This window comes from Acinetobacter sp. A2 (assembly GCF_012371325.1).
Taxonomy (GTDB): Bacteria; Pseudomonadota; Gammaproteobacteria; order Pseudomonadales; family Moraxellaceae; genus Acinetobacter.
The window spans coordinates 36,862-53,014 of the sequence record NZ_JAAZQX010000011.1; the positions used below are offsets into that span (position 1 = coordinate 36,862).

Annotated in this window: 14 protein-coding genes and 1 pseudogene; 5 read left to right on the top strand and 10 right to left on the bottom strand. The window is 39.7% G+C overall.

The genetic code is table 11. The annotated features are described in order from the left end of the window. Positions 1-202 precede the first annotated feature (202 nt). The 5 genes from mfd to HHA43_RS05975 all read right to left on the bottom strand — a co-directional run bounded on the left by mfd (position 203) and on the right by HHA43_RS05975 (position 6,458). On the bottom strand, positions 203-3,664 hold the full coding sequence (mfd, locus tag HHA43_RS05955) for a transcription-repair coupling factor (protein WP_168542065.1): 3,462 nt from the start codon (positions 3,662-3,664) through the stop codon (positions 203-205). Positions 3,665-3,847: 183 nt separating this feature from the next. Further along, positions 3,848-4,207, bottom strand: a complete 360-nt coding sequence (locus HHA43_RS05960) for a hypothetical protein (RefSeq protein ID WP_168542067.1) — start codon at positions 4,205-4,207, stop codon at positions 3,848-3,850. Between the two features lie 233 nt (positions 4,208-4,440). Further along, positions 4,441-5,220, bottom strand: a complete 780-nt coding sequence (locus HHA43_RS05965) for a glutathione S-transferase N-terminal domain-containing protein (RefSeq protein ID WP_168542069.1) — start codon at positions 5,218-5,220, stop codon at positions 4,441-4,443. Between the two features lie 47 nt (positions 5,221-5,267). Beyond that, complete coding sequence (gene rraA, locus HHA43_RS05970) at positions 5,268-5,780, bottom strand: ribonuclease E activity regulator RraA (RefSeq protein WP_168419375.1); 513 nt, start codon at positions 5,778-5,780, stop codon at positions 5,268-5,270. Positions 5,781-5,792: 12 nt separating this feature from the next. Further along, on the bottom strand, positions 5,793-6,458 hold the full coding sequence (locus HHA43_RS05975; protein WP_168542071.1) for an NAD(P)H-binding protein: 666 nt from the start codon (positions 6,456-6,458) through the stop codon (positions 5,793-5,795). 215 nt (positions 6,459-6,673) lie between these two features. Between HHA43_RS05975 and rpsT the strand changes: the two genes are divergently transcribed. Then, positions 6,674-6,943, top strand: coding sequence for a 30S ribosomal protein S20 (gene rpsT / locus HHA43_RS05980; protein ID WP_004976669.1), 270 nt, complete (start codon positions 6,674-6,676; stop codon positions 6,941-6,943). A gap of 197 nt (positions 6,944-7,140) precedes the next feature. Here rpsT and HHA43_RS05985 read toward each other — a convergent pair. The 5 genes and pseudogenes from HHA43_RS05985 to HHA43_RS06005 form a co-directional block, all read right to left on the bottom strand. Beyond that, positions 7,141-9,706 (bottom strand): annotated as a pseudogene (locus tag HHA43_RS05985) (M66 family metalloprotease). A gap of 404 nt (positions 9,707-10,110) precedes the next feature. Beyond that, the gene (locus HHA43_RS05990) at positions 10,111-10,845 is read right to left on the bottom strand and encodes a histidine phosphatase family protein (RefSeq protein ID WP_168419373.1); all 735 of its coding nucleotides are present in this window, start codon (positions 10,843-10,845) and stop codon (positions 10,111-10,113) included. A gap of 63 nt (positions 10,846-10,908) precedes the next feature. Next, positions 10,909-11,757, bottom strand: a complete 849-nt coding sequence (locus tag HHA43_RS05995; RefSeq protein ID WP_168525484.1) for a 3'(2'),5'-bisphosphate nucleotidase CysQ family protein — start codon at positions 11,755-11,757, stop codon at positions 10,909-10,911. Between the two features lie 221 nt (positions 11,758-11,978). Beyond that, a complete protein-coding gene (locus HHA43_RS06000; RefSeq protein WP_168419371.1) occupies positions 11,979-12,158 on the bottom strand; it encodes a hypothetical protein in 180 nt (59 codons plus the stop codon). 370 nt (positions 12,159-12,528) lie between these two features. Next, positions 12,529-12,774, bottom strand: a complete 246-nt coding sequence (locus tag HHA43_RS06005; protein ID WP_104851912.1) for a hypothetical protein — start codon at positions 12,772-12,774, stop codon at positions 12,529-12,531. Positions 12,775-13,053: 279 nt separating this feature from the next. Between HHA43_RS06005 and HHA43_RS06010 the strand changes: the two genes are divergently transcribed. From HHA43_RS06010 to HHA43_RS06025, 4 genes are all read left to right on the top strand, one after another. Next, a complete protein-coding gene (locus HHA43_RS06010) occupies positions 13,054-13,728 on the top strand; it encodes an HAD-IA family hydrolase (RefSeq protein WP_168418944.1) in 675 nt (224 codons plus the stop codon). Next, positions 13,721-14,161 carry an RNA-binding S4 domain-containing protein gene (locus HHA43_RS06015; RefSeq protein WP_104851911.1) on the top strand — a complete coding sequence of 147 codons (441 nt, stop codon included), beginning with the start codon at positions 13,721-13,723 and terminating at the stop codon, positions 14,159-14,161. The genes HHA43_RS06010 and HHA43_RS06015 overlap by 8 nt, the downstream gene beginning before the upstream one ends. A 143-nt stretch (positions 14,162-14,304) precedes the next feature. After that, on the top strand, positions 14,305-15,351 hold the full coding sequence (recA, locus tag HHA43_RS06020; protein ID WP_168542073.1) for a recombinase RecA: 1,047 nt from the start codon (positions 14,305-14,307) through the stop codon (positions 15,349-15,351). Between the two features lie 79 nt (positions 15,352-15,430). After that, positions 15,431-16,114, top strand: coding sequence for a regulatory protein RecX (locus HHA43_RS06025; RefSeq protein ID WP_168542075.1), 684 nt, complete (start codon positions 15,431-15,433; stop codon positions 16,112-16,114). Positions 16,115-16,153 lie beyond the last annotated feature (39 nt).

Below are 16,153 nucleotides of genomic sequence, written 5' to 3' on the forward strand. Positions count from 1 at the left end.
AAATGACGCAAATTGTAATGATGGGTAATACTATCACATCCCTATTGAACTGAGTATGATTCCCATCGTGTTTCAGTACAAATAAAACATAATTTAATCACAATATTATCATGAAAAATTTTCATCATAGAATCATAAGCTTCTGGATAAAGTTTTCATAAACTTGTGTTTAAACTTCGTGTTTCAATTGCAGGTTTTAAACTCAGTTGTGCAAGGTTTTTAACAAGCTGTTCAGCATGTCAGCGATAAACTGAATCCGCTTTTCAGGCTCTTCCAACATCACCATGACTTTTAAACGCTGCCCGCCATCCATACGGAAATAAGTCGGATGTTTTTGCATCATTTGAATGATGCTGATGGCTTGCACTGGCGTGTCTGGTGAAAATTCGATATGACCACCATTACTGCCAATATCTATTTTGGTAATACCCAACTGTTCTGCTTTTAAACGTAGTTGATGCACTGCAAACAATTGCTTCACTGCTTGTGGTGGAATACCAAAACGGTCTATTAACTCCATACGAATATGATCGAGTTTGTCTTGGGTATCGGTATTACTAATACGCTTATAGAACAATAAGCGTTGATGTACGTCACCCAAATAATCATCAGGAATTAACGCAGGCATGTGTAGGTTAATTTCAGCAGTCAATGACAACGGTGCATCAAAGTTCGGAGTCTTACCTTTTTGAATGGCTTTGGTGGCTTTTTCCAACATTTCCATATACAAGCTATAGCCAATGGCTTGCATTGAACCACTTTGTTGCTCACCTAAGAGCTCACCTGCACCACGAATTTCTAAATCTTCTGTCGCAAGCATAAAACCTGCGCCCAAGGTTGATGCACGTTGAATTGCATCTAGGCGTTTTTCAGCATCGCCTTTTAAGCCCTTGATAGACGGCACAAGTAAATAAGCATAGGCTTGGTGATGTGAGCGCCCAACACGTCCACGTAACTGATGCAGCTGTGCCAATCCAAGTTTGTCGGCACGTTCAATTAAAATGGTGTTGGCATTTGGAACATCAATCCCTGTTTCAATAATGGTTGAGCATACCAAAACATTGTATTCTTTATGATAAAACTGCTGCATGACCTGTTCTAGTTCACGCTCTCGCATCTGTCCATGCGCCACAGCCACCCGTGCTTCGGGCACTAACTCACGAATCGTTTGTGCACTACGCTCTATAGTTTCTACTTCATTGTGCAGGAAGTACACCTGACCACCGCGTAATAACTCACGTAAAATAGCTTCTTTTACGGTATCGCCCGTATGTTCCTGCACAAAGGTTTTGACTGCTAAACGGCGAGCTGGTGGCGTTGCAATAATCGACAAATCACGCATACCACTAAATGCCATATTTAAGGTACGCGGAATAGGTGTCGCAGTAAGCGTCAGCATATCTACATCAGCACGCAGCGCTTTAATCCGTTCTTTATCACGCACACCAAAACGGTGTTCTTCATCGACAATCATTAAGCCTAATTGCTTGAACTGAATATTTTCTTGCAGAATTTTATGCGTGCCAATCACAATATCGACTTTGCCTTCGGCTAAATCTTCAATGGTTTTTTGATGTGATTTGCTCGAACCAAACCGTGATAAGACTTCTATACGTACTGGCCAATCGGCAAAACGATCTTTAAATGATTCATAGTGCTGTTGTGCCAACAAAGTCGTTGGAACCAGTACAGCCACTTGTTTATTGTTTTGTACTGCTACAAATGCAGCACGCATCGCCACTTCAGTTTTACCAAAACCGACATCACCACACACCAAACGATCCATAGGTTTCGCCAATTGCATGTCGTGCAAGGTCGCTTCAATGGCATTGGCTTGATCTAGGGTTTCTTCATAGGCAAAGCCGCTAGCAAATTGCATATACAAGCTATGATCTAACTCAAAAGCAAAGCCAGGTTTAGATTGGCGACGTGCCTGAATATGCAGCAATTCAGCCGCCACATCATGAATTTGCTCCAAAGCTTTGCGCTTGGCTTTATTCCACGCATCTGTACCCAACTTATGCAAAGGTGCAAGGTCTGGATCACCACCACTATAGCGGCTAATTAGGTGTAAATTGGTCACAGGCACATACACTTTAGCTGCATCTGCATAATCGAGCTGCAAAAATTCATGCTCTTGTTCATCGATGCTTAAAGTGATTAAACCTGCATAGCGCCCCACACCATAATCAATATGTACCACAGGTGCACCAATGCTTAATTCGGTCAAACTGCGAATTAAAAACTCTTCAGAAACTTCCTGCTGGCGTTTACGACGGCGTTGTACTACCCGATGCTCATAAAGCTGATTTTCTGAAATAACACTGAGTTTATCTTGAATGACTAAACCACGATCTAATGGTGCATTGGTGATTGCAATGGCTTGTAATGACTGCTGAAAGGCCTCAAAACTGTCGACTTGTGGAATTTCACCCAAAGCGGCTCGTAACGCATCTTTTAAAGTTTCTCGACGGCCTGCACTTTCTGCTACCAATAAGACAGGATGATTAGCAGCATCAATATATTGCTTCACTGCATGAAAGGGTTTTTCTTGTTTTGGATCTACTGCTAAACGTGGTGGTGTTAAGGTATTAAGATTCACTACACCTACTTTTTGCTCAAAAGCTTCGGGAGATGCAATCACTCGTCCAAACTGATTCAGCTGTTCTAATAATTGGTTCGGTTGTAGAAATAATTGTTCAGGTGGCAAAATTGGCTGGTCGATGTTATGACGTCGGTCTTCATAACGATACAATACATCTTTCCAAAATTGAGTCAGTCCTTCATCCACAGCCTTATCTGTAATGACAATGCAATGCTTAGGTAAGTACGAAAGCAGTGTATTTTGACCTTCAAGCTGTTCATTAGTGAAAAATAGCGGGAAATAAAACTCTAAACCTGGTGATGCGATACCTTCCAACACATCCTGATACACTGGGTTCTTTTTTGGGTTGGCTGTTGGAAAACTCTCTGCATATCGGTCACGGAAAACTGCACGACCTTCTTTTAACGGAAACTCTTTCGCGGGTAAAACTGTAAAGTTTTTCAGACTTTGCGTGGTACGCTGCGTTTCTGGATCAAAAAACTTTAAGGTTTCAACTTCATCATCAAATAAGTCAATACGAATGGGGGCTTCCTGTCCCGAAGCATAAATATCCATAATACTGCCACGTACGGCAAACTCGCCGTGATCATAGACTGTATCAACCAAATGATAGCCTGCTTGTACCAAACGCTGTTTTTGTTGTTCTAAAGCAAATTTTTGCCCAACACGGATATCAAAATGCTCACCGAGTACCCACGTAGTTGGTGCAACACGCTGCGCCAAAGTCGTTGCAGATACCAGTAACACACCTTGCTGTGGCATATTGGACAAAATTGCCAAACGCTCTGAGACAATGTCTTGATGAGGTGATAGACGGTCATACGGTAAAATTTCCCAATCTGGGAAAATGGTCGGTTTAACCCCATAAAACTCTAATTCACTTTCCAACTGCGCCAAGTGTTGTTGATTCCGCGCCACAATGACAAATAAATGCCGACTCTGCTGACCAATTTCTTTAAACAATAATGCCGCAGCAGAACCTTGTAGATTGCCAATCCAGCGTTTTTCACCCGCTTTAAGTTGCGCTAAGTTGAGTTGAGAAATTTCTTGTTGGAACATGTATATAGCTTTAGGGTCTAAACAACATGGGGCTTATACTAGCACGATGAATTGACGGATTTGCGTAATTTTTATTAATCCTAAAGCTGTATATTTCTCATACTGGCATGCCCTTTTGAGTAAGCTTTTATATCTTTGAGCGACTTTAAAATTGTATTCACTAATTTTGTGCTATGCAGAACTTTACATTTTATCACGTAAGAACTGTCGATAATAATCATTCAATTTTTTAATAATTGCCTTAAATTCAAGCAAATTTTCTTCGGTATTGCCCACCATTTCGTTAAAACGCTGCTGTGCAATTTCAAGGTCAATTTTTTCATTGATAATCATGGCTGTAGAATACAGCTGTGCTAAATCATCAAACTGCTGCATACGGCGGTTTGACAAATAATTTAATCGTTCTGCCAAAGTTTTATTTAAAACAATCCCTTCTACAATATAACCCTGCTCAGCATTCCATTGTATTTGATGTGCTTCAAGATAAGCCTCTTCTTCCGCTTGCGCTTTATTTTTAAATAAACCTGTCAGCTTATTGAGCATATTGAACCTTCGGATGGGATGAATCTATGAAAGTGCTATACAGTTTAAAGGCTACAAGGAACTGGATGCAACTGATCGAGTTTTTATAGGCGTTCACTGTATTTAGCAAAGAATGACTTTGCTTAGGCTATTTATAATAGACTTTTATTTCCCACGATATTATTTCCCACCCTAAAAATGCAAAAAGCATCCTAAAGATGCTTTGCTATCTAACCAATAGAAGCTTTTACAACTTATTCGCCGTAAGTTTGCTGTAAATATTTTACAATTTTTGCAGACTCAAACAAGCGTGTTTGTGTATTTGGATCAATTAAAAATGGGACTTGAATATTATTCCCCATGACCTTTAAAACTTGCTCGCGCTTACCACCCGCCAAAGGTACATATTTACCGGGTTTTAAGCGTAGTTTTGCCAAACCCTGATCTTGCCAACGCTCTTTAGCGACATTATGAAACTTATAAGGTAATTCAAGCTCTGTAAGTACACCTCGTACAATTCGCGTATAAGGACTACTTTCAAAACCCCATAATTCAAGTAATTGCTCAGGTGCAGCACGCTGAGTAATTTTTTGATTCACCCAAACACCACGTGCACCATTCAGCAAAGTACCCGCTAAAGCCAGATAAGGAATTTTTGGGTAATGCGCATATTTTTTCGGTGTTGTGCCTTTGTTACCATAATGTTTGAATAAATGCTGGATGATCTGCTCAGACTCATAAAGTTGATCACCAGTATTTTCATCTATTAAAAATGGAAATTGAGTTTTACCACCCAATTCTTTCACCAAAGGTCGATATTTTGTACCGCCTTTGGGACATGGATAGACCTCATAATCTAAATTTAATAAGGTCATGACTTCTCGCACACGGCGGCAAAATGGTGAACCCTCAAACTCATATAACTTTAAAGCTTTTTCAGGTTGCTTAGGAAAAGCAGTGCCGTTCACACCACGCCCACCTTCAGTCAGCATAGATGCCAAAGCCTGTATCACTTTAATTTGATGATGCACCATTTTGTTTCCTTTTTATATGCAAACTGTCAATCACTTAAGCAAGTGGCTTATAGCTCTACCAGTTTTTCCTTTGCCACAATAATACCGTTGTTATCGGCATAGACGTAATCGCCCGAATTAAAAGTCACTTGTCCAAAATGCAAAGCCACATCGACTTCACCTACACCTTTACGGTTACTTTTTTGTGGAATTGAAGCTAAAGCATGTACGCCTAGATCAAGTGCTGCAATTGCATCGACATCACGTACACAGCCGTAAATGATCACACCATTCCAGTGATTTTTTACTGCAGATTCTGCAATCAAGTCCCCCATTAATGCGCAGCGCATAGATGCACCACCATCTACCACCAACACTTTACCCGTGCCATCTGTAGCAAGTAACTCTTTCACACGTGAGTTATCTTCAAAACATTTTACTGTGACAACTTGTCCACCAAAGGTTTTTCGTGCACCATAACTTTTGAAAAATTTACCATCTAAAGATGGAATCACCACTTGAAGGTTGTGGTCTGGATGGTCATCTAATAAGTCACAGGTCACAAATGGTACTGTAGACACGTCTTTCCCCTTTTACTTGGTTTTTTGTATTTGTAAATTATCATAGATTTGGTATTTATGAATTTGTGATTGTGCTGCCTCGACCATAGTATGAGCCACTTGCTCGGCTGTCACTGGCTTATATTGAAAATGCTGCGGGATAAAATGCGATATTTTATGATATAGCTTTTGACCTAGTCCTTCTAAACGGCGCTGTTCGTGGCGCTCCCCCAACAATAAAGATGGGCGCAAAATAGAAACTTTATCTAAATCCAGCATTTCAATATATTGCTCTAATTCGCCTTTAACACGGTTATAAAACAATTTCGAATTGGCATTGGCACCTAAAGCACTGACCAAGAGATAATGCATACCCTTTGCCTGTAGTAATTCTGCGAAATGTGCATTAATGCTGTAATCCACCGCATAAAATGCTTGCTGAGAACCCGCCTTTTTTAAGGTGGTGCCTAAACAACTAAATGCATGGCTATAGCCACTCACGTCTTCATCATTGAGCAACAAAAAATCTTCTAATATCAGACTTTGGACTTTTTCTAAGCTTTCTAATGCTGCACAAGGCTTACGTAAAACCACGGTAATTTTTTCACATTCAGGCAGCAGACTTAGCTGTTTAACCAAGTGCTGCCCAACCAAACCATTTGCACCAATTACAATTGCATTTTGAATAAAATTTGTCATTTTTTAAACAATCTCTGAGGCTTAGCCTTAATCTACCTGTTTCTTTCTGATTTTTCTGCATCTAAAATGTTGTCAAAGCATGTCAAGACTTGACTTAACTGTCTAGTTTCATCAAAATATGGCACTTGTTTACGGGCTGGTGATAATTCTTCTGATGTTGGTTTTCGGAAGTAATTGCAGCCCGCCCAGACCAATCTATTTCAAGGAGTGCACGAGTGGCAAACTCTGCTCAAGCTAGAAAACGTGCTCGTCAAAACGTTAAAGCACGTAAACACAACGCAAGCTTACGTTCTATGGTTCGTACTTATTTAAAACGCACAATCGCTGCTATTGCTGCTGGTGATTACGCGGTTGCTACTGAAGCTTACAAAAAAGCTGTTCCAGTAATTGACCGTATGGCTGATAAAGGCATCATCCATAAGAACAAAGCAGCTCGTCATAAGAGCCGTTTAAACGCTCAAGTTAAAGCTTTAGCTTCTAACTAAGTGTTATCAGCAAAAAAAGCCCGTTAGGGCTTTTTTTGTGCCTGTTATTTGGCGTATCTAATCTTTAACACCCGCTCGCATACAGTAAAAGCTTGCTGCATACCGCCAAGCAATCATAACCTCAAAATAAAAAACACCTCCTGAACAAGCCAAAAGGTGTTTTTAATGCAGATGATTATTTAAGGTCTAGCAACAATTTACTTCAGCATTAGCCTTAAATTTTGTGGACTTAAATACGCTAATTGCAAGCTGTTGTTGGCTTTTAATTGTGTCCATTGCTGGTTAGCTCCGCCCGTACAACCATAACGAATTAAACGTGCACGATTTTCTTTTAAATAGCCATGTTCTAAGTCAAAACATTGGCTACCCTGACGAATCGTCCCCGAAGCCGTGTGCATTTCCCATACTTGGCTGTCTTTAGAAGTACTACAACTTGCCAATGACACCACATTGCCGTTATTGGTTAAACATTGATCCATCTCAGCTTTGCTATGAATACGCCCTAAACCGTCATATATCCATTGTTCAGTTTCATCACCCGTACAGGCACTTGCACCACTGATATAGGCATTTTTCTGACCACTTGCCAATGTTTCAACTTTCAAACAGTTATTTCGGTTTTTCATGAGTGTGGTTTCAGCCACTACATTCTCATTATCTAAACCAAGTTGCGTGACAAAACTGCTTAAAGCCGTTGTTGCTTCTGGTTTTGCTTTTTCTAAGTGAGCACGATAAACATTCATCCAACGGTTTAATCGGTAGATGGCATTTTGCTGCAGGTTTTAAAGCGACAACGGGTTGATTGGCTTGAGCCTCCAACTGTGCCTGAAACTCAGGTAATTCAATTTTTCTCAGTGCATCATAACCGTTCTCACGCCCAATTTTCACTGCAGGTTTTATGCTGTCGGTATATTGTGGAATATTCAGCGTAGATAATAGTTTTTCAGTTTCATTGGCTTTTTTACAGTACAACTGTACTTGTTGCGGCTGCTCATTCAGGGCTAAATTCACGTGTAACTTGTTGGCATTTCCTCGCATACGATTAGGAGACAAAGCCACGTTTTGGTTCCGATTGGCGTATTTAACATCTAACCAACATGCGGAATTTTCCAAACCACGTTGTGCAGCAGGTAAGTTATAGACATTCCCCCAGTTACTACGCGCAGCAGGATATAACACCCCTTGCTGAGTTTCAGGGTCATAGCCACCAATAATTGTAATGACAGGCACACCAAACAAGCGTGGTTTTAAATAATAACCATCAGCACTGTTATACCAAACCTCACTTGAGTTTGGCACTTTAGGATACACCACTTCCATTTGGCGCGTGTCTTTATTCCACAATTTATAACCACTTGGCGAACTTTGATCCCACACGTGACGTGCGCCAAAATGTGGCTGAATTCGGATATGCGTACTATAACCAGTGTAGTGGGTATAACGGGAAATACTACTATTGGTTGCACCGCCAGACATGGCATCCCAACCATAAGCATATTGTTTTAAGAAGTTTGGAACACCATTTTTTCCATCACCCAAATTTCGAGAATGCCATGCTAAATTTCCGCGCATTTTATTACGATAGCTAATATAGCCCCACCCACTGTCGGCATGGTGCGCAGCCCAAAACATGTTCTCGCCTTGAGAGCCAGGATAATGCCCTAAACCATAATGATGCCCAATTTCATGGCTAAACTCATTCCCCACCGAATCATAGAGTGTGAGCATACCATTACCCCCACTTAAGCCATGACTTTGATCACCATTGCTGTATTTACCACGCGCATGGTGAGTAATGACTGTTTGTGTCAGTTGGGGTTGTTGATGGCTCAACATGGAGGCACTGGTCACCCCCCAATTCGCAAGGTTAATGCCCACACTAAAGGTCGATTTTGCAGTATTTTCCCGCATATCACCCGAGTAGACACCTCCTTCACCCGCACTTTGCGTATCGTAAATGGTACCATTTTCCACCATCACCCGATCTAATTGAATATCATCATATTTCGCTACAGTCATTTGTGCGGCAGGAATGGTCTGAAAATAATCGGTGCCCGCTTTTTCTGGTTCAAGCAACATATAATGCCCACCAGATTTTGGTGGTGCAGTTAATAAACCAATACGAATATTATTCAGCACCAACTCACCCGGTGCGGCAAAATCAATTTTTTCTGCTGGCAAAGTTCCGCTACGCTGCTTAGAATCCACCAAACGTAATTTCAAACCAGGGCGTATTTCATCCCAGTTTAATTTAGCTGACCATGCACGTTTACTGTATAGCACCTCTGCACGACCATCCTGATTGCTCTGATCTGAAGCAGGTAACTGAGCTGGATCAGCCAATGCAATACGACGTAACAAGCGTTCATTTTGATAGACTTCAACTTGTAAGGCGCTGATATTCTCCATACCCTGATTTGGCGTGACCAATAGCAATGCTTCTTTTTCTGAGGTCAAACGCGGCATTTTTTTTGCTTCGTTGCCATTCGGATCGACCACATGCCCTTGCGCGAATTGAATCATCGCCTGTAAATCACCTTCTAAATCATTACGCACTTCACGTGATTCAGAATTAGCGTTGTAATCAAAAAAACCGAGTGCAGACTGATTAATCACATCTTGCTTGGGTTCAGGATATGGATTGGCATGATTTGAATTAGTCGCCTCATCCCCACCGCCACCGCCGCCGCCACATGCTGCAAGCATAGATGATAATACACATACACTTAATAGACTAAGCGAAAACCGAGTCACATTTTTCATTAATTTTTTTACCCCAATGTCAATTATTGACTAAAAACACAACAATAAACACATATTATTCAATGGCTTATAAAATCATATTAATAAGGTTATAAAATTTATGCAATCTACTGAAAAATGCAGCATTTAACTCAAAGCAATAAACTTGTTATTTTTTCTTAAAAATTGGCGTAAATAATTTAACAATAGCGCACGTATTGAACCCTGATTTTTGACCGAGTCAACAATCTAAATAAAAAGTGATAAAAGAAAATAAGAGAAAAAATTTTGAATATTTTTAGGTTTTAGACGAACGGTATGAGGAATGTCTAAGGCAATAAGAATTCGTATCCGCAATAATTCATGATTCGAACTGTAGCTATATTTTAGCCATGTATGCACTTCAGATATAAACAGCGTTTTGTCTAAACTTTTTGCCGAAATTGTGAGATATCTAAAGTATGAATTTGACCACGCCAAATCCATTTTAATTTAGATTCCAAGAACTCATCGCCCTCAAACCAGACAAAAAGCCCTTCCATCATGTCAGGCCAATCGCTTTGGGTAACTTCATTTCGTCCAGAAATAACGGCAATAATTGCAGCTAAAATTGTGTCGTGACTTACGGCCAAACTAAGACCATATTGATTGGTTGGATGCGTGTTATAAATCAGTTCAAGCACATCCACCACGCCATGTATTGGATGCTTCATGCCAGGCAAAGCATTATTCACAAAGCTATTAATAAAACCCAAAGCACCTTGCTTCTGAAAATATGGGCCCGCCTGTTTAATGTCCAAGACAAAACTGCCCGGCTCCACCAATAAGCCCTGCTCTACAATTTCAATATGATGGGTATTCGGCTCAAGGGTAATACCATCTGCGCCTTGAATCATCAAAGCAGCGGTATCGACACAACGTTGAATTGGACTTGAAATACAATGCTGAATCACACGGTCTGTATTTCCAACCAAGTAACCGCCCCAAGCTTCCGCCAGATCACGCCCTTGCTCAGTCAATTGCAAGTTATAGCCTGCCAACCCCTGACCCACCACAATTTCACGTATAGAATGACGGGTAAATAAAGTTACAGGAGTCTGAGCATCAGGCAATAAATCAATTGCTTTAAGCATACTTGCAGGGAGTAATTCTAATGCCATGATCTAGCCAAAATTTTAAATTGGTTAGCTGACACTATACCATGTTCAGCACTTTGCTCAATCTCACTTCGCCATAAGTCCTAGTGCCTGCAAAGCAATCTGCTTCATCTTGGCATTTTTATAGGCAATAAAACCGCCATTAAGCAAGGTATCACGCTGATTATATAAAAATGCACGACCTTGAAAATCGACTAAGCCTCCACCAATTCGCTCCAATAAACATTGTCCTGCACTGGTGTCCCATTCTGAAGTTGGGTGAAAACGCGGATAAATATCGACACGGTCTTCCAAAATCATACAAAATTTGTAGGCACTACCTGCTTTTAACTCTACATACTCGGTCAACTCTGCCAAAGCCTGTAAATATGCGCTGTACTGTGGTTTGCTTTGACTGCTATGACTTAGGCCTATATTCAAAATTGATGTTGTATGATCATTTGCTTGATACACATACCACTGCTGCGTCAAAATATGATATTTCAACGGCATGCCTTGTTCTGGGCAAAAGTAAATATTGTGTTCCCCAGGTACTGCTAACACTGCAAAAGTCGTTACCGCACCACGAATTAGACTCAGGTTAATTGTAAATTCAGGGCGTTGGTGTAAAAACTCTTTGGTTCCATCTAAAGGATCAAGCAACCAAAACTCATGCCATGCTTGCCGTTGGCTTTGCTCACCTTCTTCTGACAGCAACGGCAAAGTAGAAATTTCAGCCAAAGCCTGCGTTAAATAATGATTTACTCGATAATCTGCTTGAGTAACAGGTGAATTGTCGTTTTTTTTCTCTACATCAAATGTCGCACCCGAGCAATATTGCTGAAACTCCTGATTGAGAATGTCACATGCTTGCACCATCACGGGAAGCAACTGCTCAATCAGTGCATGCTGCGGTTGCGTTGTTTTTATAAACATAGATTATCCTTGATCAGTGTCATTTTGACACTTCTTACGCATTACATGGGTTCTATTGTAATAAAATTTATGAGCTATGCGATGTCTAAAACCCTGAATTTATTTAGCGCTTATGACCAATTCATTAATGTTCACACTGACGTATATTTTATGAAAATCATTTATCTAAAATATAATTTCTTGTTTGCAATATCTATAAATAAAAAAATGTAAATATCCGATTAATCTTTAAATGGATTGGATAAACTTTTCTTAAACATTGATAAAGCCAATCCGCCACTTACCACTAATAAAATTCCCACAATCACCAAATAAGTTTCGCCACCAATAAAACCGAGAATAATTGCAGCAATACCTAAAAGTCCTAAAATCGTAGTAATGGCAATTCCTAAAATAGACATCACAGTTCCTTTATTTTATTTAATGACTAAAAATTGTGATTATTATCAGCGATCACTCTGTCACATTCATGCCAATTTTGATAGTTAAAACGTAACATTTGCATGTGATAACTCACATTTATATACAGAACCCATACTAAGAATAATCACTATAAAGCATGATGATTTCACTTTGGTAACTTGAAGCTTAAATAATAATTATGACAGCTTTGTGCATTTTGCTTGATCACAAAGATTAATCAGCAGTGTTAGGTCAAATTTATGTCTTAAATCACAAACCCATCAAATAAAAAGCCTGATATAAAAATATCAGGCTCTTATTTATGTACACAAATTTGTACATATAAAAAATATATGCTTTTAAAAGCGTTTAATCTTTTTCAAGGAAAGTCAATTCACCTTCATCTGACGTGATTTTAATTTTAACTTTACGGTAACTGCGTTTATCAGGGTTTAAAGCAGACTCTGAAACATGATGAGCAAATTTTTCATCTCCCATCAAATGCGTAAATAGTTTATACCCTATACGCATTTTCTTAATTTTTTTCTTCTTTTTCTCAAATTCATCTAACTGCTTATCTAAATACTTCAAATCTAAATACTGTTGTTCAGCCATAGCTGACTCCCTAATTAAGCTAAGTTTTGCATTCTATTGCTACGCTTATACAGTTTAAAAAATACAGCACTATGTCAAAAAAATAGTTTTTGTGAACGCTACAGTAAGATTTTAAAAAATTGACTGAATCTTAGAATTTCAAATTCAAAACTGCATAAATTTCACACATTCAGCCTAACATAAAACCTCAAATAATCGGACAGTATTTTGTGTTATTCGCCAAGCATGCTTAAATGAGCCTGTTTACTTTACCTATTGGCAATATTTCAGGGTAGCTCAATGCAAAAAAATATCATCATGTTCGACATGGATGGCACACTGTTAGACCTCGCTTATGATGATTTTATCTGGAATGAACAACTGCCTATTCGTTATGCAGAAGTTCATGGCTGTTCTTTAGCACGCAGTAAAGAAATTTTATATGATTTTTATCAGGCACATAGTCACACCCTCGAATGGTACTCATCCAGCTTTTGGACTGCAAAGGTTGGAATTGACATGCTTGCCATGCAACTTGAATACAAAAACCAAGTCACCTTGCGTCCACAGGCAATTGAACTATTAGACTACTTAAAAAATAAGGGCTACCGACTTTGGCTCACAACTAATGCCGACTGCGCAGGCTTAGATTTTAAATTAGCGCATACAGGTTTAGCGCATTATTTTGAAGTTATTGTTAGCTCTGAGAGTATTGGTTACGCCAAAGAACGGATTGAATTTTGGCAAAAGTTACAACAGTTGCATCCTTTTCAAGCCGAAGACTGCTATTTTATAGATGACACTGAAAAAGTGTTAAATGGTGCCAAAAGCTTTGGCATTGGTCACTTATTTAGTATTGCTCAGCCTTCTTCGGCAAAGCCTGCCCGCCAGACTTGTAATTACCCAATGCTGCACCAATTAACAGATTTAATTCCTGTCTTAGAACAATTTGAGGACACTCAAAAATATGCCTAAAACTTCGTCACACGAAGCAATCGAAAGCATCCGAATTGATAAATGGCTATGGGCTGCACGTTTTTTTAAAACCCGCTCTATTGCAAAAGCGGCCATTGAAGGCGGTAAAGTTCATCACAATGGTGAACGCGTTAAAGTTTCTAAAGAAATTCGTGTAGGTACTGAACTGACTATTCAACAAGGCTTTGATAAAAAAACGGTATTGGTCAAAGCGCTGTCAGGAGTACGCGGCCCTGCTCCTATCGCACAACAACTTTATGAAGAAACTGAAGTGAGTATTGCGCGTAGGGAATTGATTGCCACCCAAAGAAAGTTGCATAATCTAGCACGACCTGATCATCGACCAAGTAAAAAAGACCGTCGTGATATCAGCAGATTTAAACAAGAGAATGATCAGCAATTTGACCAGTTTTGGTCATATAATGATGATTAAATAGAGCGTCACAGGCTGTCGTACAGCTCGTGATATAAATAGAATTACAGGACAAATTCTGTCACTATATGCACGTGGAAACGATTTAAGTAAATACATCCACTTAAGTATATTATTTAGTGACATCGTATTGAGGTTGTAAGATGGATGAGAATAAAAGCAAGGCGCTGAATGCCGCTTTAAGCCAAATTGAAAAGCAATTTGGCAAGAACACGGTGATGCGCCTAGGCGACAACACTGTGCAAGCGGTAGAAGCAGTTTCTACAGGCTCATTGACCCTAGACATCGCCTTGGGCATTGGCGGTTTACCTAAAGGCCGTATCATTGAAATTTATGGCCCTGAATCATCAGGTAAAACCACAATGACTCTGCAAGCCATTGCAGAGTGTCAAAAAGCAGGTGGAACCTGTGCCTTTATTGATGCCGAACACGCGCTTGATCCTCAATATGCACGTAAACTTGGTGTAGATATCGACAACTTATTGGTATCTCAGCCTGACAATGGTGAACAAGCCCTTGAAATTGCAGATATGCTAGTACGTTCAGGTGCAATTGACCTGATTGTTGTCGACTCCGTTGCAGCCTTAACCCCTCGTGCCGAAATTGAAGGCGAAATGGGTGACTCACACATGGGCTTACAAGCACGTTTAATGAGTCAGGCCTTACGTAAAATCACGGGTAATGCCAAACGCTCAAACTGTATGGTGATTTTCATTAACCAAATTCGTATGAAAATTGGTGTAATGTTTGGTAGCCCTGAAACAACAACAGGCGGTAACGCACTGAAATTCTATGCTTCTGTTCGTTTAGATATTCGTCGTGTAGGTCAGGTTAAAGAAGGTGACGAAATTATTGGTTCAGAAACCAAAGTTAAAGTCGTTAAAAATAAAATGGCACCTCCATTTAAAGAAGCACTATTCCAAATTCTTTATGGTAAAGGCGTTAACCACTTGGGTGAGTTGGTCGATTTAGCTGTTCAACAAAATATCGTACAAAAAGCAGGTGCTTGGTACTCTTATCAAGGCGATAAAATTGGTCAAGGTAAAAACAACACCATTCGCCACCTTGAAGAGCATCCTGAGCTTGCAAGAGGCATTGAAGCGATTATTCGTGAACAACTGTTGACTACAGGTCAAGCTGCCCCAGTAGAAGATAAAGACGAAGAAGAGTTTGACTTACTTGATGTTTAAGCATGCAGTAAGATGAACACAGACCGATTTAAATAAAACGCTCTACGGGGCGTTTTATTGTATATGGATGCCCCTTATTATGTCTGAGCCCAAATTTCCCAAACTGATTGATTACGCAGCCTTAAAACAACAATTTGGCGAGGATGCAGCGACATCGCAAACCGTGCATACGCATCAAGATACAGACGCTGCACTACGTTTTACTTCCACTCATATCCAACCACTGTCTCAAAATAATAGCGATCATAAAGATGCAGTAGCTTATGAAGATGAAGGTGCAAGCAACGATCAAACACAACAAACAAAACGTCCTGGACTCACAGGTTCTCGTTTACGCAGTTATGCCTTTGCCGTGCTCACACGCAAAGAATATTCTAAAAATGACTTAATTGAAAAATTAGCACTCTATGCAGACAACCGCGAGGAAGTGATTGCATTAGTCAATGAATTAGCACAAGAAAATTATCAAAGTGATCAGCGTCTTGCAGAAATGCTCTTGGCCAGTCAGAAACGCAAAGGCAAAGGGCCAAATCGCATAAAAATGGCACTTAAAAATAAAAAAGTAGATACAGCTTTGATCTCAGAAGAACTCAAAGAAACCGATTGGACAGAACAGGCCTATCAACTCAAAGTGAAAAAATTCGGCACAGAGGTTGCCAAAGAACCAAAACTAAAAGCCAAACAAATTCGGTTTTTACAATATCGTGGTTTTGATATGGATGCGATTATGAAAGCAATTCGTAGACAGGAACAAGAATTTTAAATTGAATAAAGAAGATAAATAATTATAATTTTTAAATCT

Bases quoted from the DNA above. Each gene is read 5' to 3' on its own strand.
- recA (WP_168542073.1), top strand. From the start codon at position 14,305: ATGGATGAGAATAAAAGCAAGGCGCTGAATGCCGCTTTAAGCCAAATT.
- HHA43_RS05990 (WP_168419373.1), bottom strand. From the start codon at position 10,845: ATGGCATTAGAATTACTCCCTGCAAGTATGCTTAAAGCAATTGATTTA.
- HHA43_RS06000 (WP_168419371.1), bottom strand. From the start codon at position 12,158: ATGTCTATTTTAGGAATTGCCATTACTACGATTTTAGGACTTTTAGGT.
- HHA43_RS06005 (WP_104851912.1), bottom strand. From the start codon at position 12,774: ATGGCTGAACAACAGTATTTAGATTTGAAGTATTTAGATAAGCAGTTA.
- HHA43_RS05975 (WP_168542071.1), bottom strand. From the start codon at position 6,458: ATGACAAATTTTATTCAAAATGCAATTGTAATTGGTGCAAATGGTTTG.
- HHA43_RS06010 (WP_168418944.1), top strand. From the start codon at position 13,054: ATGCAAAAAAATATCATCATGTTCGACATGGATGGCACACTGTTAGAC.
- HHA43_RS05965 (WP_168542069.1), bottom strand. From the start codon at position 5,220: ATGGTGCATCATCAAATTAAAGTGATACAGGCTTTGGCATCTATGCTG.
- HHA43_RS06025 (WP_168542075.1), top strand. From the start codon at position 15,431: ATGTCTGAGCCCAAATTTCCCAAACTGATTGATTACGCAGCCTTAAAA.
- HHA43_RS06015 (WP_104851911.1), top strand. From the start codon at position 13,721: ATGCCTAAAACTTCGTCACACGAAGCAATCGAAAGCATCCGAATTGAT.
- mfd (WP_168542065.1), bottom strand. From the start codon at position 3,664: ATGTTCCAACAAGAAATTTCTCAACTCAACTTAGCGCAACTTAAAGCG.
- HHA43_RS05995 (WP_168525484.1), bottom strand. From the start codon at position 11,757: ATGTTTATAAAAACAACGCAACCGCAGCATGCACTGATTGAGCAGTTG.
- HHA43_RS05960 (WP_168542067.1), bottom strand. From the start codon at position 4,207: ATGCTCAATAAGCTGACAGGTTTATTTAAAAATAAAGCGCAAGCGGAA.